Origin of the sequence: Shewanella sp. 4t3-1-2LB, assembly GCF_017368415.1 — a bacterium.
Classification (GTDB): domain Bacteria; phylum Pseudomonadota; class Gammaproteobacteria; order Enterobacterales; family Shewanellaceae; genus Shewanella; species Shewanella fodinae.
On sequence record NZ_JAFNJD010000013.1, the window covers coordinates 56,156 to 81,090 of the forward strand.

Genomic DNA, 24,935 nt, shown 5'->3' on the forward strand with positions numbered 1-24,935 from the left:
CCATTATTTTCACGGCTATTTAAGCAGATTAGAAACAAGATGTCAGATTCTAAACGCAAGATCCTCGTTACCAGTGCTTTACCTTACGCCAACGGTTCCATCCATTTGGGGCATATGCTGGAGCATATTCAGACCGATATCTGGTCACGCTTTCAAAAACTGCGTGGTCATGAGTGCTATTACATTTGCGCCGATGATGCGCATGGCACGCCCATCATGCTCAAAGCTCAGCAGATGGGCATGACACCGGAACAGATGATTGCGGAAGTAAGCCAAGAGCATCAGGCGGATTTTGCCGGATTTAATATCCGCTATGACAACTATCACAGCACTCATAGCCCGGAAAATCATGAAATTGCTAATGAAATCTACCTAAAGCTGCGCGCCAACGGTTACATCAAGCAGCGCACTATTAGCCAACTTTATGACCCAGAAAAGCAGATGTTTCTGCCTGACCGTTTTGTTAAGGGCACTTGTCCGAAGTGTAAAGCGGAAGGCCAATATGGCGATAACTGCGACAACTGCGGTGCTACCTATAGTCCGACAGAGCTGATTAATCCGCGTTCTGCCGTGTCTGGCGCAACCCCGGTACTGAAGGAATCCGAACATTTCTTCTTCGATTTGCCCGCCTTTGAGGAGATGTTGAAGAGTTGGACCCGTTCTGGCTCATTGCAAACCGAGATCGCCAACAAGCTGAATGAATGGTTTGAACAAGGGCTGCAACAGTGGGATATCAGCCGCGATGCGCCTTATTTCGGTTTTGAAATTCCCGATGCACCCGGTAAATATTTCTACGTGTGGTTGGATGCGCCTATCGGCTATATGGGTTCATTTAAAAACCTTTGTAACAAGCGTCCAGAGTTAGATTTTAACGAGTTCTGGGGCAAAGACTCCAGCGCGGAAGTATATCATTTCATCGGCAAAGACATCGTCTACTTCCACAGTCTATTCTGGCCTGCAATGCTTTATGGCAGTGGTTATCGGCAGCCAAACAGCGTATTCACCCACGGTTATGTGACAGTGAATGGTGCCAAGATGTCCAAGTCCAAAGGGACCTTCATCAAAGCACGTACTTATCTGGACCATTTAGATCCAGAATACCTGCGTTATTACTACGCCGCTAAGCTCTCCAATGGCATTGACGATCTCGACCTCAACCTAGAAGATTTCGTCAGCCGGGTGAACTCAGATTTAGTCGGCAAGCTGGTTAACTTGGCTAGCCGCACCGCAGGTTTTATCACTAAGCGCTTTGATGGCAAGCTGGCCGCCGTTAGCGATAAGTCACTGCAAAATACTTTCCTTGCAAAAGCCGAAGTGATTGCCGAGTTGTATGAAAACCGTGAGTACAGCAAAGCGATCCGCGAAATTATGGCGTTAGCGGATCTGGCCAATGCCTACGTTGCTGACGAGGCACCTTGGCAACTGGTGAAAGCCGATGAAACTTTGACTCGCGCTCATGAAGTGTGTTCAAACGCCATCAATCTGTTCCGTATTCTCAGCACTTACCTGAAACCGGTGCTGCCACGACTGGCGAGCGATGTGGAAGCATTCTTGGCGTTGGAGCTCACTTGGGACGGTTTAAGTCAGGATCTTGCCGGGCATGTTATCAATCCATTTAAACCTATGATGCAACGCGTAGAAATGGATAAAGTGCAAGCGATGGTCGAAGCCTCCAAGGAGAATCTGCAAACCACAGCAACCGCGCCACAGCCTGAAGCATCACCATTGACAGCAGATCCCATCGGCGCCGAAATTGCCTATGATGATTTTGCCAAAGTCGATTTACGGATTGCCTTGATTAAACAAGCAGAGCTGGTCCCCGAAGCAGACAAGTTGCTGAAGCTACAACTGGATATTGGCGGTGAAACTCGCCAAGTATTTGCCGGTATAAAATCCGCTTATAATCCAGAAGATCTGGTGGGTAAGCTTACCGTTATGGTGGCAAATTTGGCTCCGCGCAAAATGCGGTTTGGCATGTCTGAAGGCATGGTACTGGCGGCTGGCCCTGGCGGTAAGGATCTATGGATTTTAGAACCGCATGCAGGCGCACAACCTGGAATGCGAGTGAAGTAAGTCACTTTGCGTTATCTATTGAAAAGGCCGCGACTGCGGCCTTTATCATTATTCAGTTGTTATTATTCAACTTAGATCATTCAAACATATCGTCCTAAACGGGATTATCAATATCAATAAATTTGTGTTCCAAGCCAAACTGCCGCGCCAAGTGTTCTCCGAGTGCCTGAATGCCATAGCGTTCAGTGGCGTGATGCCCCGCAGCATAGTAATGGACGCCCTGCTCTGTGGCGCTATGAAATGTCCGTTCTGAGACTTCACCACTGATAAACGCATCAACACCAAGGGCACTTGCCTGATCGATATAATCCTGTGCGCCACCGGTACACCAAGCCACAGCGCGAATAACCGTATTAGAGGCAGGCAAATGCAATGGTGCCCGTCCAAGTCTCTTGGTTATCCATTCAGTAAGACCTTCAGGAGACATCTCTTGTGACAGTTGTCCTCGCCACAGCAACTCTTGTGGTAAATCACTCACCGGTTGGGTTTTCTGTAACCCCAACTGATGTGCCAACATGACGTTATTGCCCACATCTGGATGTGCATCTAGCGGTAAATGGTAGGCGAACAGATTAATATCGTGCGCTAACAAAGCCTTGATTCGCCGCTGTTTCATACCCACCAGTACCTGCGGTTCACTTTTCCAGAAAAAGCCATGGTGTACCAATACCGCATCCGCCTGCCAGGAGATAGCAGCATCAATGAGTGGCTGACAAGCCGTCACGCCCGTCACAATTCGCTTTATCTGAGATCGGCCTTCCACTTGCAGGCCATTGGGGGCGTAATCCCGAAATTTCTCAACCTGCAAAAATGTTTTTAGATATGTTTCTAGTTCTGCTCGTTGCATATTATTGTCCAGTACGAAGAACTGCTGCTATTGATGGTAACACAGGTAAAGGATGCGGGCTGCAGCCTTTGCTATTGCCTCAGTTATTGGGGAAAACACAATCATTCCAACAATTTCCGCCCGTAAATTGGACATTTACAGAATTTGCCCGATAAAATTACGGTTACAAGCTAAAGTCACTAAAGAAATAATATGGATTAACGCTATGACAACACTGACTAAAGAAGAGGTAATCAGCCAGCTGGAAGCTCAGCTCAGTGCCAAAGAAGGCAAAAAAGTCACCATTGAACAAAGCGGCAGTTGGTACAAAATTGATGGTGGAAAGTCTTTACGTTTCAGCGAATTAGAACTGATGCTGACACCAGACACCAAAAAATCTGCATCAAGTCCTAAAACACCAGCAAAATCCGTGACAAAGCAGGTAACAACCGCGACCAGTAACGGCGGGAAAACACCTAAAGAAATCTGGCGCGAGAAACTGGCGGCTAACCCAAACAACCAGTTACCCCGTGGTTTCTGAGACCCATATTGAATAATAAAAGGCGTCGCTACAGACGCCTTTTATTTTTACATGGCTTTATCAACACGCACGCTGCCTTTTAAGTAGACAACCCGGACTTCATCACCGGGGTTAAATAGCATGCCAGGATCCTTATCCTGAATGATCATCACCTGTGTGTTGTCTTCTTGGCGTATCATCAGCTCAATTAACTGTGTCTGCCGATAATAGCTGCCACGACCACTGTTATTGCCAATGCCAGCACCCACAATTGCGCCTAATACTGTAGTAATGTCACGACCATGACCACTGCCAAATTGATTGCCAATAACGCCACCCAGTAAAGCCCCGCCAAAAGTACGCCAGCCGCTGTTTTTATCTTCCACCAACTGCTGTTGAGTGATATCCCGGACCGACTCCACTTGACCATACAACACTTTTTCAACAGGTACGGCCTGATTACGATCATAACCTGCTTGTGCTGAAGCTATCAGCACTACAGATAACACAAATACACTGAATAATGTTTTCCACATAGCCGGATTTCCGCTAATTTAATAGGTAAGCCCGTTAACCAATAATACGCAATCGTGAACTCGCTGTCTTTTATTAATCATATAACGGATCCATTTCCTTCGCCGGAGCTGGCACTGAAGGATCCCAATGGTTTGCTCGCTATTGGTGGTGATTTACACCCACAACGATTATTGAATGCGTATTACGAAGGTATTTTTCCTTGGTTTAACCAGCATGATCCCATTCTTTGGTGGTCACCAGATCCCCGTGCCATCTTTGTCCCCGGCAGTGTAAATATTGCCAGAAGTTTACGTAAGTATCTGAGAAAAAAAGCATGGCGTATCACCATCAATCATGCTTTTGCCGATGTCGTTGCGGGTTGTGCCATGCCTCGTCCTGGACAAGATGGAACCTGGATTACCAGCGAAATTCGTTTAGCCTATCAAGAGTTACATCGTCTTGGCCGCGCCCATTCTTTTGAAGTCTGGCAAGGTGAACGCTTGATTGGCGGATTGTATGGACTGGATGTGGGCCAGGTATTTTGTGGTGAATCGATGTTCCACCGAGAAACCAATGCCTCAAAGGCGGCGTTTATCGCCTTGCACCAACATGCTCTGGTAAAGGGTTACAAACTGATCGATGCTCAGGTAATGAATCCCTATCTGTTATCTCTTGGAGCCAAAGCAATTGAGCGCAAACAGTTTTTAGCGTTACTTTATCGTTATCGCGATGGTGAAGCGATGCCAGGAAGTTGGAGTGCGAGTGAGGTACATCTTGAACTCTGATCCGCAAACAGTTGCCGTGGGGATTACCCCTGAGTTCAGTTGCAGTTACTTTGCCGAGCGCCAAGAACAATTACTGGTCATCAAGCAAGAACTATTGCAGTTGCCACTTTATGAAAGGCTGTTGGCAATGGGATTTCGTCGCAGTGGTGATGCCGTGTATCGGCCACGTTGTCCTAATTGCGATGCCTGTCAGTCGCTGCGAATACCGTTAACTGATTTTACTCCATCTAAACGCCAGAAACGCACACTGGCACATAACCGCGATATTGAAGTCCGCGTAACCAATAGCTACAGTCCAGTACATTATGCCCTGTATGATCGTTACATTCGGGCGCGGCATCATGACGGCAGTATGTATCCTCCAACGCCGGAACAATATCAACATTTTCTGCAATGCCAGTGGATAACACCGCACTTTATTGAGCTCTACCTTGATAAACAGCTAGTTGGTGTTGCAGTGACCGATATTCTGCCCGACAGCCTATCGGCGGTTTACAGTTATTTTGAACCCGAAATGGAAAAGCGTTCCCTTGGAGCCTTAATGATCCTCCATCAGTGCAGATTAGGAAAACTCTGGGGGAAGCAGTATCTTTATATGGGATATCAGATAGATAACCATCCGAAGATGGGCTATAAGCGATTGTACCGTCCTTATGAAATTTTGACCGAACTCGGCTGGCAAAAAAATGATTGTCCAGACGCCAACCCTTTACACACTCGGTAATTTGCGGCATGATACGGCGGTTTTTTACCTACCAGGCTAACAGGACAATTTATTAATGGCGAAAGAAGACAGTATTGAGATGCAAGGTACCATTTTGGAAACCTTGCCAAATACGATGTTCCGGGTGGAATTGGAAAATGGTCACGTGGTGACTGCTCATATCTCCGGCAAAATGCGTAAAAACTACATCCGAATTCTGACTGGTGACAAAGTTACAGTTCAATTGACTCCATACGATCTGAGCAAAGGCCGCATCGTATTCCGCGCACGCTAATCATCTTCTTCATCGACAACCTGGCACTTTAGCACTGCTATAAGTGTTTATGGCGGGTATTACCCTGCGATTGCCTGATGTACCGGATTTTCTGCATAAAAAATGGCTGCCTATTGCAGCCATTTGCGTTGAGTTAGTAAACGTTAGGAGACTTTTTCTAGGGTCTCTATCTGAATATCGAGTTCACCGTCTTTGACATCAACACGGGCAATACCACCCGCCTCCAGTTTGCCAAACAGGATCTCGTCAGCCAATGGCCGTTTAAGCAGGTCCTTGACAACCCGAGCCATTGGCCTGGCCCCCATCGACTTATCGTAGCCTTTCTCCGCCAACAGGGTTCTGGCTTCGTCACTGACTTCCAAGGTAACGCCCTTCTGGTCCAACTGCGCCTGCAGTTCTACCAAGAATTTATCCACCACCTTGGCAATAATGGTCATATCCAAACTGTTGAACCAAATAATGGCATCCAAACGGTTACGGAACTCTGGTGAAAAAATACGATTGATTTCAGACATTGCATCTGAGCTATGATCCTGTTGCTTGAAGCCGATAGATTTACGTACAGTTTCTTGAACCCCGGCATTGGTAGTCATGACCAATGTTACATGGCGGAAATCTGCTTTGCGGCCGTTGTTATCGGTCAGCGTGCCGTGGTCCATCACCTGCAGCAACAAGTTATAGATATCTGGGTGTGCCTTTTCGATTTCATCCAATAACACCACGCAATGCGGGTTTTTAATAACCGCATCGGTTAACAAGCCGCCCTGATCAAACCCCACATATCCTGGAGGTGCCCCGATAAGACGCGATACGGTATGACTTTCCATGTATTCCGACATGTCAAAACGTACCAACTGCAAACCAAGACATTGTGCTAACTGGTTAGTCACCTCGGTTTTACCAACACCCGTTGGGCCGGCAAACAAGAAACTGCCCACGGGGCGGTTGTCATTACCTAGACCACTGCGCGCCAGACGAATCGACGCACTCAAGCTTTCAATCGCTTTATCTTGACCAAACACCACCATTTTGAGGTTGCGCTCAAGATTTTTCAGCATCTCTTTCTCGGTAGATGAGACTGATTTTTCTGGAATACGCGCCATTTTGGCGATGACAGCTTCAATTTCTGGCTCACCAATCGTCTTTTTACGGCGACTTTGCGGCATCATGGCCATGCGCGCGCCCGCTTCATCAATGACATCAATCGCCTTATCAGGCAAATGTCGATCATTGATATGGCGGTCAGACAATCTAGCGGCACTGGCCAATGCCGCATGGGTATAACGTACATTGTGATGCTGTTCGTAACGGGACTTCAAACCCTCAAGAATTTTGGTGGTTTCAGCCACGCTCGGCTCGACAATATCCACTTTCTGAAAACGCCGGGCTAATGCCCGATCCTTTTCAAAAATACTTTGGTATTCCTGGAAGGTAGTTGATCCCATACAGCGCAGACTGCCGGATGATAACAGCGGTTTCAGTAGATTAGACGCATCCATTACACCACCAGAAGCCGCACCAGCACCGATAATCGTATGGATTTCGTCAATGAATAGGATGGCGTTGTGATCGGAAGTCAGCTCCTTGAGTAGACTCTTAAAGCGCTTTTCAAAATCGCCACGATACTTAGTACCCGCCAGCAATGCGCCCATGTCCAGTGAATAGACGGTAGCATCTTTGATAATTTCAGGTACAGCGTTATTCACTATCCGATAGGCCAAGCCTTCAGCTATCGCCGTTTTACCAACACCCGCTTCACCAACCAGCAATGGATTATTTTTACGGCGGCGGCACAGGATCTGAATCGAACGTTCAATTTCATTATCACGCCCAATCAGCGGATCAATTTTGCCTTGCAATGCCAACTCATTCAGATTGCTAGCAAATTGCGACAACATGCTGCGCTCTTCAGCATTTTCACTCTGTTCTTCAACATTCTCTTGAGCAGGGTTGTTATTGCTATCTTCATTTTTAGCAACGCCATGCGAGAGATAGTTCACCACATCTAAGCGAGTGACATCACAGCGTCGCAGCAGATAAACCGCCTGCGATTCCTGCTCACTAAATATCGCCACCAACACATTGGCACCCGTGACTTCATTGCGTCCGGAGGACTGCACATGAAATACAGCACGCTGCAACACCCGCTGAAATCCGAGCGTTGGTTGTGTCTCCCGATCATCGCCTAGATCAGTGATCACTGGCGTTGTCTGAGCGATAAATGCTGCGACGTCCTCTCTTAACTTGTCGATATTGGCACCACAGGCCAACAACGCATCCCGGGCTGCGGGGTTATCGATAAGTGCCAACAACAGATGCTCAACCGTCATATATTCATGCCGGGCATCCCTGGCCTGCTGAAACGCCAGGTTCAAGGTCACTTCTAAATCTTTGTTCAGCATACGCACCCCCTAACCACAGTGATAGCTTATTTACGCTTTCTCTAACGAACACAGTAACGGATGTTGGTTTTGCCTGGCAAACTGATTTACCTGAACCACTTTGGTCTCAGCAATCCCGAACGGATACAGCCCACAGACTGCTTTACCTTGATGGTGTACCATCAACATCAGGTTGGTGGCCTCCTGTTCATTTTTACCGAAAAACAGCTGAAGAACTTCTATGACGAAATCCATAGGTGTGTAATCGTCGTTATTCAAAATGACCTTATACATTGGTGGTGGCTGCAGCTCCTGCTCAATGCCACTTTCCAGTTGTTCAATTTGACCACTTTTGCTCATACTTCAATATTAGCCTCTGTCCTCGACCCACACCAATTGGTTGAGTTAGCGACATGCTGGAAAATAAACTTGATCTCGCTCTCACTATAACGCGCTTCTGACAAAGTTGTCTAAGCCCATTATCAGACAAAATATGGCCTAACATCGCAGCATTCAATCCCTGATATCAATACAATAGCGTATGCAGTAACGTCTGGTTTAAATTTTGGCCAAATGTAGTGTTGATTTTTTGTTAATTTAACACTTGACTTCCAATGTAACTGCTTACATCCTGTACAGCGAGTGGTGAACAGTCGGCCATGTTCAGTGTCGACAGTTTAGTTGGATGCAGACATAAGAAGGAAGTAGATGTATGGCAAGCGGAACTGTTAAGTGGTTCAACAACGCCAAGGGATTCGGGTTTATCTGCCCTGATGAAGGTGGTGAAGACGTATTCGCGCACTATTCAACCATTGATATGGATGGCTATCGTACACTGAAAGCCGGCCAGCCAGTTGAATTTGAGGTTGAGAAAGGTCCAAAAGGCATGCATGCCTCGTCCATTTCTCCCGCTAAGTAAAAACTGAAAATATTGTATAAAGGCGGGTAATTACCCGCCTTTTATTTTGAGCAATAAAAGCTAAGAGGCAGCTATTGTCATAACTGCCAATGCCATACGTATCAAGCAGTCATCAATGCGTTCAGCGTTGCACTCGGGCGCATAGCGGCAGCTGCCAACTGATGATCTGGGCGATAATAACCGCCCATGTCAACAGGGTTCCCTTGTACACCATTTAGCTCGGCGACAATCTGTGCTTCCTTAGCAATCAGCGCTTCAGCCAATGGCGCAAAATGCTGCTGCAAGGCGACATCTTTATCCTGAGCCGCTAACGCTTTGGCCCAATACTGCGCCAAGAAATAGTGGCTACCACGGTTATCTATTTCACCGACTTTGCGTGAAGGCGACTTATTTAAGTCGAGGAATTCCCCAATCGCTTTATCCAAACAATCGGCCAAAACTTGGGCTTTGGCGTTACCTGTGGTCTGGCTCAAATGCTCCAGTGAAGCACCGAGTGCCAAGAACTCACCCAGAGAATCCCAACGCAAATGGTCTTCTTCAATAAATTGCTGCACATGTTTAGGCGCACTACCGCCGGCACCGGTTTCAAACAGGCCACCACCATTCATCAACGGCACGATAGATAACATCTTGGCACTGGTTCCCAGTTCCAGAATGGGGAATAGATCGGTAAGGTAATCGCGCAACACGTTACCGGTCACCGAAATGGTGTCCTGACCTGTTTTCATGCGGGTTAACGATAACCGGGCTGCCGCCTTGGGTTCCAGGATCTGGATATCCAAGCCACTGGTATCTTCTTCTGGTAGATACGCTTTGACCTTAGCAATAACCTGCGCATCATGAGCACGATTTTCATCCAACCAAAATACCGCTGGAGTATTTGACAACCGGGCACGACGCACGGCTAATTTAACCCAATCACGGATCGGCGCATCTTTCGCCTGACACATGCGCCAAATATCGCCTTGCTCTACTTCGTGGGCCAGCAACACTTCACCAACAGCATTGAGCACTTTCACCACCCCGGCAGCCGGTATTTCGAAAGTTTTGTCATGGCTGCCGTACTCTTCTGCTTTCTGCGCCATCAATCCCACGTTGGGCACAGTGCCCATCGTCGCCGGGTCAAAAGCCCCATGCTCTTTACAGAAATTGATAGCCTCTTCATAAACGCCAGCATAGCAACGGTCCGGGATCATCGCTTTGATGTCATGCAACTGCCCATCAGGTCCCCACATCTTGCCACCAGCGCGTATAGCGGCGGGCATAGAAGCATCGATAATGACATCACTTGGCACATGCAGGTTAGTGATACCCTTGTCGGAGTTTACCATTGCCAGTGGTGGCTGAGCCGCATAAATCGCCGCAATGTCCGCTTCAATGGCGGCTTTCTGGGTAGATGGCAGCTCGGCGATACGAGCAACCACATCGCCAAAACCGTTATTAACATCGACACCAATCGCTTTAAAAGTATCGGCATGTTTGGCAAACAGCGCCTTGTAATAGGCTTTGACAGCGTATCCGAACAGCACAGGATCAGACACCTTCATCATGGTGGCTTTCAAATGCAGCGACAGCAACACACCTTCTGACTTTGCAGCAGCGATCTGTTGCTCATAAAAAGCACTAAGTTCACGGACACTCATTACCGAGGCGTCGATGATTTCCCCAGCCAGCAACTTAAGCCCTTGTTTCAGAGTAATTTTGTGTCCATCGTGCTGCTCCAACACAATGGAGACCGTGTCAGCAGCAGGCAGAGTGACCGATTTTTCGCTGCCATAGAAATCACCGTGGTCCATATGAGCCACATGGGACTTAGAATCTTTACTCCAAGCCCCCATAGAGTGAGGATGTTTGCGAGCATATTGTTTGACCGATAACGGCGCCCGACGATCGGAGTTACCTTCACGGAGTACCGGGTTCACGGCACTGCCTTTGATTTTATCGTAGCGAGATTTAGCCTCTTTTTCTTCCTCGGTTGCAGGCTCTTCTGGGTAATCCGGCAAGGCATAGCCTTTCGCCTGCAGTTCTTTGATGCAGGCTTTCAACTGTGGAACTGAGGCACTGATATTGGGCAATTTAATGATATTAGCTTCTGGTGTTGTCGCTAGCGCACCGAGTTCCGCAAGGTGGTCACCAATCTGCTGCTCTGCCGTCAAACGCTCTGGGAAAGCCGCGATAATGCGACCCGACAGTGATATATCACGGGTTTCAACATTGATCCCAGCAGTTTTGGTAAAATGTTGGATGATAGGCAGCAGTGACAAGGTCGCCAACGCAGGCGCTTCATCTGTTTCCGTATAGATGATGGTGGGAGTTTTATCGGTCATTTTGGGTCCTACGTTCGTTTGCAAGAAAGAGAGACAACTGCATCCCGTTTTAAACTTTGTCTTAACTATTAATAAAATGCCCTTCTATCAATCGGTTCGACAAGAAAATCCACGCGCTAAAAACGGGCTTCAGATCACATTTTGGCGAACATCATAGAGCATTCCGCCCAAGATTCAAATTCCGGCAGGCGATGGCAATCCTTAGACGAATGTCGCAGATATGATAAGATCTCCTTTATTTTTACCTGAGATCCCGTCTTCACATCATGACGTCCAGAGTCAAGCACCCGAGGCATAGCCACAATCGGAGCGCTTCCACAATGCCCCGTGCCATGTCAAATCAGGCGCGGCCCAGCAGCAAGCCCGTAGTCAGCAAGCAAAATACCAAAGTGATTATATTCAATAAGCCGTTTGACGTTTTGTGCCAGTTTACTGATGAAGCAGGCCGTAAGACGCTCAAAGATTTTATTGATGAACCTCACGTATATGCCGCCGGACGTTTGGACCGTGACAGTGAAGGTCTATTGCTACTAACAAACAATGGCAAATTACAGGCGAAACTGACGGCTCCGACTCGCCACACCTACAAAACCTACTGGGTCCAAGTAGAAGGCGAGATCAGTGACACAGCGCTTGAGCAGTTACGTAACGGAGTAATGCTAAAGGATGGTGTAACGCTTCCAGCGCGAGTGCAGCGGATAGATGCTCCTGACATCTGGCCGCGAGATCCGCCGGTACGTGAACGCAAATCCATTCCCGACTGTTGGCTAGAGATACAAATCCGCGAAGGTCGCAACCGACAGGTGCGGCGTATGACTGCTCATGTCGGCTACCCCACCCTGCGTTTAATTCGCTATGCCATTGGTAAATGCTCTCTGGACTGCGGCGGCGAGCGGTTGGCCAACGGCGCCTCCCAGTCATTAACAGCGCAACAGATTGAGGCTTTATGGCATGAATGATTTTGCTACAAGAAACAAGGTGCGATATCGCCCCAATGTCACCATTGCCTGTGTTATTGAGGCCGAAAACAGATTTCTGATGGTAGAAGAATGGATTAACGGCGCACAGAAATTTAATCAGCCTGCCGGACATCTTGAAGCCAACGAAAGCCTGCTTATGGCCTGTGCTCGAGAAGTGTATGAAGAGACCGGACTAACGATACAACCGCAGCACCTGCTGCGTATTGATCAATACAGTGCTAATAGCGAATTGGCGTTCCTGCGATTTACCTTTTGCTGCCAACTGCCACATTGTCAGCAAGCCATACCGCAGGACAGTGATATCACTGCAGCACACTGGCTAGATTATGATGAGATTTGCACACTGGGAGCCAAGCTGCGTAGTCCATTGGTTGCCGCCGCCATCGACAGTTATCGCAGTGGACCAAGGTATGACCTAGCGTTGCTCAATTGGCAGTTTCTGACATTAGCCGCAGGCGTCAAGCCGTGATAGAATACGCGACCAATTATCCGGGTTAATTTTTCTCTAATTGCCATCAACTCCTTGAGCGGCAAGTAGCAGTGCATTGCAGCTTTATGCTGGCAAGATACTGGGAGAAACCAATCCAGTCTGTGTTTAACGGTGAATCAGCGTTTATGACATTTATCGACCCTAATCCTTCCGCAAAAAAAGTTATCGTTGGCATGTCCGGCGGCGTCGACTCTTCGGTATCGGCTTATCTGCTCAAACAAGCAGGATACCAGGTTGAAGGGCTGTTTATGAAAAACTGGGAAGAGGATGACGATACCGAGTATTGCTCCGCAGCGGCCGATTTGCAGGATGCTCAGGCTGTTTGTGACAAGCTAGGGATCCCCCTGCATACTGTCAATTTTGCTGCGGAATATTGGGATAATGTATTCGAGTATTTTCTGGAAGAATACAAAGCGGGCCGCACCCCGAATCCCGATATCATGTGCAATAAAGAGATTAAATTTAAAGCGTTTCTTGATTTTGCCGACGACATTCTAGACGCCGATTACATTGCCATGGGCCACTATGTGCGTCGTGGTGAGCTTAACGATAAAACTACATTACTACGTGGTGCAGATAGTAATAAAGACCAGAGTTATTTCCTCTACACGCTTGGCCATGAGCAGCTGTCTCGGAGCCTGTTCCCTGTCGGTGATATTGAGAAGCCTCGGGTGCGGGAAATAGCCAAAGAACTGGGGCTGGTGACAGCAGATAAAAAAGACAGTACCGGCATCTGTTTTATCGGTGAGCGTAAATTCAGCGAATTTCTCAGCCGTTATCTGCCAGCACAACCGGGTAACATTGAAACCGTAGACGGTGAAGTGATCGGTACTCACCAAGGCTTGATGTATCATACACTTGGTCAACGTAAAGGACTGGGTATCGGTGGCACCAAAGAGGGTAGTGAAGAGCCGTGGTACACCGTTGACAAAGACCTCAAGCGCAACGTATTAGTGGTCGCTCAAGGGCACAATCACCCGCGTTTGATGTCACAAGGCTTAATCGCCCATCAATTGCATTGGGTCGACCACCGAGGTCCGGTTGACGGACAACGGTTAACCGTCAAAACCCGTTATCGGCAACCCGATATTGATTGTCAGATTCGCTATAATGGCGAAGATGAGATCAAAGTGATCTTTGACAACCCTGTCGCTGCTGTCACACCAGGTCAGTCAGCAGTATTCTATGACGGTGAGATCTGCTTAGGTGGCGGCATCATAGATAGTTTGATAAGAGAGTGATCAGTGAACACACTGCATGACAGAACCATGGCACTGGCAGCAACGCTGCAGGCTGTGGCTCAAGTTCAGTATATCGCCCGTCACGGTGAGACCGATGACGAGCAGTTGGCTGCGGCGCTGAATACCATTATGGTGACAGATCCTGACAGCATTGATGATATTTATCCTGACAAGAAAGTGCTGGCAAATGGCTATCGTTGGGTGATCAATCAGCTTGGCGATAATCATCAGAAAGATGTGGAAATCACCCGCTATCTAGTAGGCCTACTGGCGCTGGAGCGTAAACTCAGCCGCAACCATGCGGCCTTGGCGATGATGTCTGAGCGTATTCAGCAAGTTCGTCGACAGTTACAACACTTTGCCGTCACCGATGAACAGGTGATTGCCAACATTGCTGACATCTACAGCGATATCATCAGCAATCTGGGGCCGAAAATTCAGATTTCCGGCAATCCCCATATTCTGCAACAGAAACAAGTACAAAATAAAATACGCGCCCTGCTGCTGGCAGCGATGCGCAGTGCCGTACTCTGGCGCCAACTGGGAGGAAAACGCCGACAATTGGTATTTTCCCGTAAGGCTATCGTCGATACGGCCAATAACAGCCTCACCCTATACTAAAAGCCAAGTTCATCAAGGAGCTTACAATGGATCTTTCCGCACTGACTGCTATCTCCCCGGTTGACGGGCGCTATGGCAATAAAACTGCCGAACTTCGGGGGATATTCAGCGAGTACGGTCTCAGCAAATATCGAGTTCAAGTTGAAATCAACTGGTTGAAACTATTGTCCAGTTGTCCGGATATTGAAGAAGTGCCGCCGTTCAGTGAACAAGCTCTGGCGCTATTGGACAATATTCGCGATAACTTCAGTGTCGATGACGCCCTGCGGGTAAAAGCCATTGAAGCCACCACCAACCACGATGTAAAAGCGGTGGAATATTTCATCAAAGAAAAAATCGCCGAAAATGCTGAACTGAAAGCCGTCAGTGAGTTTGTGCACTTTGCTTGCACCTCAGAAGACATCAACAATCTATCTCATGGGCTGATGCTGACAGAAGCGCGTGCCCAAGTCCTACTGCCCTACTGTCGCAAAATTGTCGATGCGGTGAAAGCCTTAGCCAAAGCCTACAAAACTGTACCACTGATGTCGCGAACCCACGGGCAGCCCGCCTCGCCTTCCACGTTAGGCAAGGAGATGGCTAACGTGGCGGTACGCCTAGAACGCCAAATGAAACAGATTGAAGCGGTTGAGATCATGGGCAAAATCAACGGCGCGGTAGGTAACTATAATGCGCATTTGTCAGCCTACCCTGAAGTAGACTGGCACACCTTGTCACAGCGCTTTGTCACCAGTCTCGGATTGCACTGGAATCCTTATACTACCCAGATTGAACCGCATGACTACATCGCCGAATTGTTTGATGCTGTGGCCCGCTTCAATACTGTGTTACTGGACTTTGACCGGGATATCTGGGGTTATGTGGCACTGGGGCATTTCAAGCAGAAAACCATTGCGGGTGAAATTGGTTCCTCCACCATGCCTCACAAGGTTAATCCTATCGATTTTGAAAACTCCGAAGGCAATCTCGGTATTGCCAATGCCTTGATGCAGCATCTAGCAGCAAAACTACCAGTATCTCGCTGGCAACGCGATCTGACTGATTCCACCGTGCTGCGTAATCTTGGGGTTGGTTTTGCACACTCGCTTATCGCCTATCAGGCCACCTTGAAAGGCATCAGCAAGCTGGAAGTCAACGAAGCGCATCTGCGTGATGAACTGGATCATAACTGGGAAGTGCTGGCCGAGCCGGTACAAACCGTTATGAGGCGCTATGGGATTGAGAAACCATACGAAAAACTCAAAGAATTGACTCGCGGCAAACGTATTGATGCAACACAGATGGCAGCATTCATCGATAATCTGGCATTACCAGCGGAAGTCAAAGCTGAACTGAAAAAACTAACGCCAGCCACCTATATTGGCCGGGCAGAAGCCTTTGTTGATGAACTGAAATAGTCGGTCAACTAACATATCAGGCGGTGCCACTAGGTACCGCCTTTTTTAAACCACATGAGTGAATTATGTATCAGCTCACTATAGATAAAGAGAAATTCCTGACCGAAATTTGGCAAAAAAAGCCGGTAATTTTCCGCCAGGCATTCAAAGGGTTTACCGATCCAATTGCCGCTGATGAACTGGCAGGCTTGGCCTGTGAAGAAGAAGTTGCTGCCCGTGTGGTCGTCACCCAGGATCAAGGCAACAACTGGCAGGTGATCAATGGCCCATTTGAAGATTACGATCAATATGGCGAAGAAAACTGGCAACTGCTGGTGCAAGCCATCAATCACTGGTATCCAGACTCGCAGCCGTTGGTGGAAGCCTTCCGATTTCTGCCAGACTGGCGCTTTGACGACCTGATGGCGTCATTTGCCACCCCGGGTGGTGGGGTTGGGCCACATATTGATCAATATGATGTTTTTATCATTCAAGGCGAAGGACGTCGTCGCTGGACCGTTGGTGATATTGGTGATTATCAGCAACGTGGTGGCGTTACCACTTCCCCATTGATTGAGAATTTTCAACCGATTATTGACGATATTCTGGAACCTGGCGACATGCTCTACATTCCGCCAGGATTCCCCCACCAAGGTTTCACTCTGACACTGGCGATGTCCTACTCCATCGGTTTTCGTGCACCCAGTCAGCAAGAGTTACTGTCATCGATGGCCGATTATCTGATTGACAGCAATCAAGGGCAGCAACGTTTTACTTCCACAACGGAGCCTGTTGCCCCCGGCTTGGTGCCTAGCGCACAACAACAAGGGTTGATGGATTTGCTGGTATCATTGGCACAACAACCTGCTGCCTACCAGACAATGCTCGGCAAACTGCTGAGTCAGAACCGTTTTGAACTGGATATATGTGAGGCCGATCGCCTTGATGCCGCGGAGCTACAACAGGCGTTACAGGATGGTGCGGTAATCAGCCGGATTGGTGGTCTGAAAGTACTGTTGTTAGAAAACGATAGCGAAAACCGACTGTTTATCAATGGCGACTGTTTTGAGTTTGCCGCCGCCGACCGCGATTATGCCGAAATGCTGGCAAATCAAACCAGTGTCGCGAGTGAACAAGCACTGCTGATGCTGCAACGCGAAAGTATTCAGCAACTGCTGCTGAAATTGATTGAACTAGGTTATTGTTATTTGGCTGATACCGAGTAACTCGTTATCTGATCCGTGCCTACCAATAAAAAAGCTGCCCTATGGCAGCTTTTTTATTATCAATAATGTTTACAGTTTATCCGCATTTTCAGCCAGATATGCAGCAACGCCATCAGGGCTATCTTTCATACCCTTTTCGCCTTTCTGCCAGCCGGCGGGGCAAACTTCACCGTGTTCTTCATGGAACTGCAATGCGTCAATCATACGCAGCATTTCATCTACATTACGGCCTAGAGGTAAATCGTTGACAACCTGGTGACGCACAATACCGTCTTTATCAATCAGGAATGAACCACGGAAAGCCACACCAGCTTCTGGATGTTCTACATCGTAAGCTTTGCAGATGTCATGACGAACATCAGCCACCAGTGTGTATTTCACTGGGCCAATCCCGCCTTGATTCACCGGGGTGTTACGCCAAGCATTGTGAGTAAACTGAGAGTCGATGGATACGCCGATAACTTCAACACCACGTTTTTTGAACTCTTCCAGACGGTGATCAAAAGCAATCAGCTCGGAAGGACATACGAAAGTAAAGTCCATTGGGTAGAAAAACACTACTGCAGGTTTTCCTTTGATTGCGGCGGTCAGGTTGAAACTGTCAACAATTTCACCAGTTCCCAGTACTGCTGCTGCAGTAAAATCAGGGGCCGGACGGCTAACTAATACGCCCATTATATTTCCTCCATCTATGGATTGAGTAGTGACTTGCAAATCCTGTTTAACTAACAGGCATTATAAAACCTGCGGGTTAACTCACAACCTATTTATGATCGATATCACCTTTTTCAAGGGGTAGCACGTCAAGTTGCCTAAATATCGCCCATTTTAGCTTAGTGATTGTCGCCACAACTGCCGTAGTTCAAGATTTTTAAGCATTTTATGATCAGAAGCTTTACAGCACCCTAGCAGTTCCTGAGAATATCCTTTTAACAAAAACGATAAATTCGCTTATGAATGCTGTTGTTATCGCCGTGAGCCTGATGTTGTTGTTAAGTGTCTTGCGGGTCAATGTTGTTATTGCCCTAACCATCAGTGCATTGGTTGCCGGTCTATTAGGGAACTTAGGACTTAATCAAACGATTGCGGCATTTAATACCGGACTCGGGGGAGGCGCGCAGATAGCGCTGAGCTATGCCTTATTAGGCGCATTTGCGGTAGCCTTGTCGCACTCCGGCCTGACCAGCTTGATTTCTGGCTCAGTGATTAAACTATTGGGTCAGGAACAAAATAGTCGCAATACACACGTAGTGAAAGCAACGCTATTGGTGGCACTGTTGGCGATGTCGATCAGTTCGCAGAACCTGCTGCCAATCCATATTGCGTTTATCCCCATTCTGATACCCCCGCTGTTACAGTTGATGACGCGACTACAACTGGATCGTCGACTGGTAGCCTGTGTGCTGACCTTCGGCCTCGTCACCACTTATATGGTGTTACCTATCGGCTTTGGTGGCATCTTTCTTAATGACATTCTGCTAGCGAATCTCAATCATAATGGTCTGGCCGTAAGTGCCGGAGAGATTCCCAAAGCGATGCTGCTCCCGGGAGCAGGAATGCTGCTTGGCTTGCTGGTGGCGGTGTTCATCTCTTATCGCAAACCGCGACATTACCACATGCCCGAGCCCAGCGTTGGCCTAACAGCTGCGGCACCACGTACACGCAATATCTGGATTTCAGCCGTCGCGGTACTGACCACGCTAGTGGTGCAACTCACAACTGAGTCAATGATCTTTGGTGCGTTGGCGGGCTTTATGATTTTCAGCATTACGGGCGTGCTAAAACGCAGTGATACTGAGGATATTTTTAACCGTGGCGTACGCATGATGGCCAATATCGGTTTCATCATGATTGCCGCTTCTGGTTTTGCAGCGGTGGTCAATCAGACCGGTGAAGTGGCGACACTGGTCAACACTATTGGCGAATTGATTGGCAATAATAAGTCACTGGCGGCGTTTCTAATGCTATTGGTGGGACTGCTGATCACCATGGGGATTGGCTCGTCGTTTTCAACCATTCCGATTATTGCCACCATCTATGTGCCTCTGGCACTGCACTTTGGCTTTTCTCCCCCCGCGGTAATTGCGCTGGTAGGCACGGCCGCAGCACTCGGCGATGCTGGCTCTCCGGCCTCTGACTCAACCTTGGGCCCGACGTCTGGGTTAAATGCGGATGGCCAACATGACCATATCCGTGATAGCGTCATCCCGACCTTTATTCACTACAACATTCCGTTGCTGATATTTGGCTGGATTGCCGCAATGGTGCTGTAATCAACCGTAAAAAAGCCCGCACGAATGCGGGCTTCTTCATCACTTATCACACTTACTTGGTACCGAAGATCTTGTCACCGGCATCCCCGAGTCCTGGCAGAATATAACCATTTTCATTGAGGCAACGATCGATTGACGCACAGTAAAGCTCGACATCTGGATGGGCTTTTTCCAATGCTTTCAGACCTTCTGGTGCGGCCACCAGCACCAATGCCTTGATTGAGGTACATCCTCGTTGTTTCAGCAGGTCAATCGTCGCAATCATTGAACCACCGGTTGCGAGCATTGGGTCAACCACTAAGGCCAAGCGCTCATTCAGATCGCTGGCGAGCTTTTCAAAGTAAGGTACAGGTTCCAGTGTCTTTTCATCGCGATACATGCCGACAACGGAAATTCGGGCACTGGGAATATTTTCCAGCACCCCGTCCATCATTCCGAGACCAGCGCGCAAAATGGGCACTACAGTAACTTTTTTGCCTTTGATTTGATCCACATCTACTGGACCATTCCAACCTTGAATAGTCACAGTTTCAGTTTCAAAATCGGCTGTTGCTTCGTAGGTTAATAAACTGCCCACCTCGGCGGCCAATTCACGAAAACGCTTGGTGCTGATATCGCCTTCGCGCATCAGACCGATTTTGTGACGGACCAGTGGGTGTTTAACCTCGACAACTTTCATTGTGTTTCTCCTGAGTTTTTGCGGGCGGGTATGCCTGCCAGGGCAGGTTATGCAGGGTCTGCACGAGTCAGGCAAATCGTCGGGATTTTAGTAGATTTACTTGTTGCGGAAAACATAAAGTTTCAGTTTTGCGCCGATTCGTGAACCCTATCGGTACACTCCTGCGCCATCTTTGCCTTTCGACCGTAAGGCCAAACTGATAGAATATTGCCGCATTAAAACCCATAACCACGTACCCGAGAGGATCAAGTGAGTAACCCTACCCCACTGAGTTATAAAGATGCAGGCGTTGATATCGATGCAGGCAACGCTCTGGTCAATAACATTAAAGCTGTCGTTAAACGCACTCGTCGCCCGGAGGTGATGGGCAACCTTGGTGGTTTCGGTGCCTTGTGCGAACTCCCCACCAAATACAAACATCCAGTGCTGGTGTCAGGTACTGATGGTGTTGGCACCAAGTTGCGTCTGGCCATTGACTACAAAAAACACGACAGCGTTGGTATTGATCTGGTGGCTATGTGTGTCAACGACCTGATTGTTCAAGGGGCAGAGCCACTGTTTTTCCTCGATTATTACGCAACGGGTAAACTCGATGTTACCGCAGCCACTGCAGTCGTCAGCGGTATTGGCGAAGGCTGTTTTCAGTCGGGTTGTGCTTTGATTGGCGGTGAAACCGCTGAAATGCCCGGCATGTATGAAGGCGCTGATTATGATCTGGCAGGTTTCTGTGTTGGGGTTGTAGAAAAGGAAGCCATTATCGATGGTAGCCAGGTAAAACCTGGTGATGCGTTGATTGCCCTCGGCTCCAGCGGTCCTCATTCAAACGGCTATTCCTTGATCCGTAAAGTGTTGGAAGTCAGCCAGGCAGATCCTGCGCAGTTGCTGCAAGGCAAGCCTCTTATCGAACATTTGCTAGAACCCACCAAAATTTATGTGAAGTCCTGCCTCAAATTACTGGAACAACATACGGTGCATGCAATGGCGCATATTACCGGCGGTGGTTTCTGGGAAAACATTCCGCGAGTGTTACCCGAAGACTGCAAAGCCGTGATCAAGGGTGCTTCCTGGCAATGGCCGGCTATTTTCCACTGGCTACAGGACAACGGTAACATCGACACCCACGAAATGTACCGGACCTTCAACTGCGGTGTCGGTATGGTGATCGCGTTGCCTGTTGCTCAACTCGAGTCAGCGTTAGCGTTACTCAACGCAAATGGTGAAAATGCTTGGCATATTGGTGAAATAGCGGCATTAAGTGATGCTACCGAACAGGTGGAGATCATTTAATGTCGGTGTGTCGCGTCCTGGTACTGATTTCCGGCAACGGCAGTAATTTACAAGCAATTATGGATCAGGCTTTGCCCAAAGCGCCCTATCAGGTAGTTGGGGTGATCAGTAACAAAGCGGATGCCTATGGCTTAGTGAGAGCGCGTGCAGCAGGCATCGCTAGTCATTACGTTATGGTTAATCCTGAAGAATCAAGGGCAGACTACGATTTGCGGCTTAGCGAAGCCATTGAGCAATTGCAGCCGGATCTCATAGTTCTAGCGGGATTTATGCGTATTCTCAGCGATGAGTTGGTCAAGGCGTATCAGGGGCGCATGATAAACATACATCCCTCGTTATTGCCTAAATTTACCGGTCTGCATACGCATCAGCGCGCCATCGAAGCCGGTGAGCAAGAGCATGGTGCCAGCGTGCATTTTGTCACTCCAACGCTGGATGCTGGCCCAGTCATTCTGCAAGCTAAGGTGCCGGTATTTGATGATGATACTGTCGAGCTACTGGCTGAGCGGGTACACGAACAGGAACATGCTATCCTCCCACTGGTGGTGAAATGGTTTGCCGAGGGGCGACTAAAAATGCTCGACGGCAAAGCTTGGCTGGATAATCAGCCACTAGGTGCTGCCGGTTATGCAGCCGACTAATCCAGTGACAGGGAACCTTCGGGTTCCCTGTTTTTCTGTAACTTGTTAAGTTATCAGAACAAGCGGTAATGCTTCGCATGGGATGGCAATGAAAAATATTATCTGTGATATCGACGGCGTGCTTATGCACGACAACAAATTAGTGCCTGGCAGTGACAAATTTATTGGACGAATACTGCAACAAGGCAATCCGCTAGTGGTGCTGACCAACAATCCAGCGCAAACCGGTAAAGATCTGCAAAATCGTCTGGCGGCAGCAGGGATCCCAGAAATTCCCGAGCAGTGTTTTTATACCTCTGCTATGGCTACCGCCAATTTTCTTAAACAACAGAATGGCGACAACAATGCCAAAGCCTATGTTATTGGGGAAGGCGCGTTAATTCACGAGCTCTACAATGCCGGTTTCACCATCACGGATATCAACCCGGATTTTGTCATCGTTGGTGAAACCCGCACTTACCATTGGGACATGATCCGCAAAGCCGCCGCTTTTATCGCCAAAGGTGCGCGGTTCATTGCCACGAATCCAGATACCCACGGCCCAAGTTACAGTCCTGGCTGTGGAGCCTTATGCGCACCCATTGAAGTGATCTCTGGCCGTAAGCCGTTTTATGTTGGGAAGCCCAGTCCGTTAATCATTCGCTCGGCACTGAATCACATGGGCGCGCATTCCGAGAACACCGTTATCATTGGCGACAATATGCGCACCGATATTCTCGCAGGTTTCCAATCTGGTCTTGAAACCATTCTGGTACTGACCGGCGTCACCCGCCGTGAAGATATAGAGCTGGAACCCTTCCGCCCCAATCACGTGTTTGACAGCGCCATCGATATTGATGTGGTGTAAAAGTCGCTCCAGACCACTGACACATTATGTAACATTAGGCTTACAAATGGAGGTTGTCGAAGCCAAAGTTTTTCCGCCATCATAACGGCACACTGAGGTGCGGCAAGCACCAGTATCATAACAACTATTAACAGGTTCCTTTATGCGCTTATTGGTTCCACTCTGTGTGCTGGCGCTCGTCGCTGGCTGCACTCACGACAGTGGCGAAGCCGCTGTCGGTTTTCATTTTGATGAACAGCTGTATCGCAACGATATAAAAACACTCGCCTCTGACGCTTTTGAAGGCCGCGCACTAACCACCCATGGTGAGCAAATGACACTGGATTATCTGGTGCATGCCTTTAAGTCTATCGGTATGCAGCCAGGGCCTGATGGCAGTTACCTGCAAAAGGTGCCGATGGTCAGTTACAGCGCCAGCGAACAGCAGCAGATCACCCTGGCAGGTATACCGCTGCAATACCGTAAAGACATTGTCCTGAACAGCCATCACGATATTAAACGCGTGGATATTGAAAACGCGCCATTGGTTTTTGTGGGGTATGGTATCAATGCGCCAGAATACGGTTGGAACGATTATCAAGGTATAGACATGCACGGCAAAATTGCACTGATCTTGGTAAACGATCCTGGATTCGCCAACCCAGATTCTGGAAAATTTGACGGTAAAGCCATGACTTATTACGGTCGCTGGACATACAAGTATGAAGAAGCCAGTCGTCAGGGAGCCGTTGGCGCCATTATCATTCATCAAACAGAGGCCGCGTCTTATCCTTGGTCGGTAGTGGAACACAGTTGGACCGGGCCACAGCAAGATCTGGTCACTGAAAATGCGCAGCCACGAGTAACAGTAGAAGGCTGGATAACCCTAGATGCCGCCACGGCAGTATTTGCTAAAGCGGGGCATGCATTAGACTTGGCAATCAACCAAGCAGCCCACAAACCCACACAGTTACCATTAGGGCAGACGGCGACCATTAGCTTTGCTAACAGTGCTAACTATGGCGAGAGCTACAACGTCGTCGCAAATCTACCAGGAACGGTTAACGCCGATGAACACATCCTGTTTACCGGTCACTGGGATCATTTAGGTAAAGATGACACCTTGGAAGGCGATAAGATTTTCAACGGTGCGATGGACAATGCGCCAGGCGTTGCTGGCATGTTAGCCATTGCACGTCAGTTTACGGCGGCCGCCAAAGCCGGACATGGGATTAGACGCTCGGTAACATTTGTGGTAACCACAGGCGAAGAACAGGGACTATTAGGTTCTCGTTATTATGCAGAACACCCATTGTTCCCGCTTGAGCACACCATTGGGGTGTTCAATCTTGATAGTACGAATATTTACGGTAAAACCAAGGATTTTACCATCGTAGGTAAAGGAAAATCTGAACTGGAACTCTATCTCACTGCAGCCGTTAATCAACAGCAGCGCCAGGTAAAAAGTGAGCAACATCCTGAATCTGGTGGCTATTTCCGTTCTGATCATTTCAGTTTTGCCAAATATGGCGTCCCAGCAGTTTTTGCCGGAGGTGGCAATGAGCCCATTGATGAGGCTACCGCCAAATACAAGGAGCAGATGCAACAGCGCATGAAAGGCTGTTATCACAACACCTGCGACGAATATCAGGCCGATTGGGATCTGTCCGGGGCCTTGCAAGATCTGGCAGTTTATTATCGAGCGGCAACAATGCTGGGCAATAGCGATGCGCATCCCGGCTACTATGAAGGTACCGAATTCTACTCGTTGCGTCCCGCCACCCACATAAAACTCTGACTCATAAACAAGCGCCTGCGGGCGCTTTTTTATTGTCAGCCCAAAACCACCTACTTCAGTAGGTGGTTATCATTCATGAAAGGGCTTTGCCCGTATATCTACTCATGCTAAATGCTTCCTCGATTTTTAGCGAAGTCAAAGAGGCAAATAAC

24 protein-coding genes are annotated in these 24,935 nt (G+C 48.4%); 17 read left to right on the forward strand and 7 right to left on the reverse strand.

The features are described 5' to 3' along the window. Positions 1-27: 27 nt before the first annotated feature. The gene (metG, locus tag J3L11_RS06915; protein ID WP_347566504.1) at positions 28-2,073 is read left to right on the forward strand and encodes a methionine--tRNA ligase; all 2,046 of its coding nucleotides are present in this window, start codon (positions 28-30) and stop codon (positions 2,071-2,073) included. A 94-nt stretch (positions 2,074-2,167) separates the two neighbouring features. Here metG and J3L11_RS06920 read toward each other — a convergent pair whose 3' ends face one another. Next, positions 2,168-2,920, reverse strand: a complete 753-nt coding sequence (locus J3L11_RS06920) for a Nif3-like dinuclear metal center hexameric protein (RefSeq protein ID WP_207570578.1) — start codon at positions 2,918-2,920, stop codon at positions 2,168-2,170. Between the two features lie 205 nt (positions 2,921-3,125). Here J3L11_RS06920 and J3L11_RS06925 point away from each other — a divergent pair, with 205 nt between their 5' ends. After that, positions 3,126-3,440, forward strand: a complete 315-nt coding sequence (locus J3L11_RS06925; RefSeq protein ID WP_133039145.1) for a hypothetical protein — start codon at positions 3,126-3,128, stop codon at positions 3,438-3,440. A gap of 47 nt (positions 3,441-3,487) precedes the next feature. Here J3L11_RS06925 and J3L11_RS06930 read toward each other — a convergent pair whose 3' ends face one another. Next, positions 3,488-3,955, reverse strand: coding sequence for a glycine zipper 2TM domain-containing protein (locus J3L11_RS06930; RefSeq protein ID WP_189616075.1), 468 nt, complete (start codon positions 3,953-3,955; stop codon positions 3,488-3,490). Between the two features lie 54 nt (positions 3,956-4,009). Between J3L11_RS06930 and aat the strand changes: the two genes are divergently transcribed. The 3 genes from aat to infA are packed head-to-tail and all read left to right on the forward strand — an operon-like array spanning position 4,010 to position 5,718. Then, the gene (aat, locus tag J3L11_RS06935; RefSeq protein WP_189616073.1) at positions 4,010-4,720 is read left to right on the forward strand and encodes a leucyl/phenylalanyl-tRNA--protein transferase; all 711 of its coding nucleotides are present in this window, start codon (positions 4,010-4,012) and stop codon (positions 4,718-4,720) included. Then, on the forward strand, positions 4,710-5,444 hold the full coding sequence (locus J3L11_RS06940; RefSeq protein WP_242695124.1) for an arginyltransferase: 735 nt from the start codon (positions 4,710-4,712) through the stop codon (positions 5,442-5,444). The genes aat and J3L11_RS06940 overlap by 11 nt, the downstream gene beginning before the upstream one ends. A 55-nt stretch (positions 5,445-5,499) precedes the next feature. Further along, positions 5,500-5,718 carry a translation initiation factor IF-1 gene (infA, locus tag J3L11_RS06945; protein ID WP_037439960.1) on the forward strand — a complete coding sequence of 73 codons (219 nt, stop codon included), beginning with the start codon at positions 5,500-5,502 and terminating at the stop codon, positions 5,716-5,718. 143 nt (positions 5,719-5,861) lie between these two features. On the opposite strand, the gene clpA is transcribed toward infA, so the two are convergent. Further along, entirely contained in the window at positions 5,862-8,120 is a 2,259-nt protein-coding gene (gene clpA, locus J3L11_RS06950) for an ATP-dependent Clp protease ATP-binding subunit ClpA (RefSeq protein WP_189616069.1), read from the reverse strand. 30 nt (positions 8,121-8,150) lie between these two features. Further along, positions 8,151-8,459: an ATP-dependent Clp protease adapter ClpS gene (gene clpS, locus J3L11_RS06955; RefSeq protein WP_133039095.1), complete on the reverse strand. Its 309-nt coding sequence runs from the start codon at positions 8,457-8,459 to the stop codon at positions 8,151-8,153. 352 nt (positions 8,460-8,811) lie between these two features. On the opposite strand from clpS, the gene cspD reads away from it, so the two are divergent. Further along, entirely contained in the window at positions 8,812-9,018 is a 207-nt protein-coding gene (cspD, locus tag J3L11_RS06960) for a cold shock domain-containing protein CspD (protein ID WP_133039094.1), read from the forward strand. A gap of 101 nt (positions 9,019-9,119) precedes the next feature. Here the strand turns inward: cspD and J3L11_RS06965 are convergent, their stop codons facing one another. Next, positions 9,120-11,345: an NADP-dependent isocitrate dehydrogenase gene (locus J3L11_RS06965; protein WP_207570580.1), complete on the reverse strand. Its 2,226-nt coding sequence runs from the start codon at positions 11,343-11,345 to the stop codon at positions 9,120-9,122. A gap of 320 nt (positions 11,346-11,665) precedes the next feature. Between J3L11_RS06965 and J3L11_RS06970 the strand changes: the two genes are divergently transcribed. From J3L11_RS06970 to J3L11_RS06995, 6 genes are all read left to right on the forward strand, one after another. After that, entirely contained in the window at positions 11,666-12,304 is a 639-nt protein-coding gene (locus tag J3L11_RS06970; RefSeq protein ID WP_242695125.1) for a pseudouridine synthase, read from the forward strand. Beyond that, complete coding sequence (locus tag J3L11_RS06975) at positions 12,297-12,794, forward strand: NUDIX hydrolase (RefSeq protein ID WP_207570581.1); 498 nt, start codon at positions 12,297-12,299, stop codon at positions 12,792-12,794. Before J3L11_RS06970 ends, J3L11_RS06975 begins: the two co-directional genes overlap by 8 nt. Before the next feature lie 146 nt (positions 12,795-12,940). Continuing rightward, positions 12,941-14,056 (forward strand): tRNA 2-thiouridine(34) synthase MnmA, encoded by a 1,116-nt coding sequence (mnmA, locus tag J3L11_RS06980; protein WP_207570582.1) that lies wholly within the window; start codon positions 12,941-12,943, stop codon positions 14,054-14,056. Positions 14,057-14,059: 3 nt separating this feature from the next. Beyond that, positions 14,060-14,677 (forward strand): high frequency lysogenization protein HflD, encoded by a 618-nt coding sequence (gene hflD / locus J3L11_RS06985; RefSeq protein WP_133039089.1) that lies wholly within the window; start codon positions 14,060-14,062, stop codon positions 14,675-14,677. Positions 14,678-14,703: 26 nt separating this feature from the next. Next, complete coding sequence (gene purB / locus J3L11_RS06990) at positions 14,704-16,074, forward strand: adenylosuccinate lyase (RefSeq protein ID WP_189616060.1); 1,371 nt, start codon at positions 14,704-14,706, stop codon at positions 16,072-16,074. Between the two features lie 65 nt (positions 16,075-16,139). Then, positions 16,140-17,279: a cupin domain-containing protein gene (locus tag J3L11_RS06995; RefSeq protein WP_207570583.1), complete on the forward strand. Its 1,140-nt coding sequence runs from the start codon at positions 16,140-16,142 to the stop codon at positions 17,277-17,279. Positions 17,280-17,348: 69 nt separating this feature from the next. On the opposite strand, the gene J3L11_RS07000 is transcribed toward J3L11_RS06995, so the two are convergent. After that, the gene (locus J3L11_RS07000) at positions 17,349-17,954 is read right to left on the reverse strand and encodes a peroxiredoxin C (RefSeq protein WP_189616055.1); all 606 of its coding nucleotides are present in this window, start codon (positions 17,952-17,954) and stop codon (positions 17,349-17,351) included. Between the two features lie 278 nt (positions 17,955-18,232). Here J3L11_RS07000 and J3L11_RS07005 point away from each other — a divergent pair, with 278 nt between their 5' ends. Then, positions 18,233-19,552 (forward strand): Na+/H+ antiporter family protein, encoded by a 1,320-nt coding sequence (locus tag J3L11_RS07005; RefSeq protein ID WP_207570584.1) that lies wholly within the window; start codon positions 18,233-18,235, stop codon positions 19,550-19,552. Positions 19,553-19,604: 52 nt separating this feature from the next. Here J3L11_RS07005 and upp read toward each other — a convergent pair whose 3' ends face one another. Further along, positions 19,605-20,231, reverse strand: coding sequence for a uracil phosphoribosyltransferase (gene upp, locus J3L11_RS07010; protein ID WP_133039084.1), 627 nt, complete (start codon positions 20,229-20,231; stop codon positions 19,605-19,607). Positions 20,232-20,480: 249 nt separating this feature from the next. Here upp and purM point away from each other — a divergent pair, with 249 nt between their 5' ends. The 4 genes from purM (at position 20,481) to J3L11_RS07030 (ending at position 24,783) form a co-directional block, all read left to right on the forward strand. Continuing rightward, a complete protein-coding gene (purM, locus tag J3L11_RS07015) occupies positions 20,481-21,518 on the forward strand; it encodes a phosphoribosylformylglycinamidine cyclo-ligase (RefSeq protein WP_207570585.1) in 1,038 nt (345 codons plus the stop codon). Further along, on the forward strand, positions 21,518-22,159 hold the full coding sequence (purN, locus tag J3L11_RS07020) for a phosphoribosylglycinamide formyltransferase (RefSeq protein ID WP_133039082.1): 642 nt from the start codon (positions 21,518-21,520) through the stop codon (positions 22,157-22,159). Before purM ends, purN begins: the two co-directional genes overlap by 1 nt. 88 nt (positions 22,160-22,247) lie before the next feature. Next, on the forward strand, positions 22,248-23,006 hold the full coding sequence (locus J3L11_RS07025; protein WP_133039081.1) for an HAD-IIA family hydrolase: 759 nt from the start codon (positions 22,248-22,250) through the stop codon (positions 23,004-23,006). 142 nt (positions 23,007-23,148) lie between these two features. Further along, a complete protein-coding gene (locus J3L11_RS07030) occupies positions 23,149-24,783 on the forward strand; it encodes a M28 family metallopeptidase (protein ID WP_207570587.1) in 1,635 nt (544 codons plus the stop codon). The last annotated feature ends 152 nt before the right edge of the window (positions 24,784-24,935 follow it).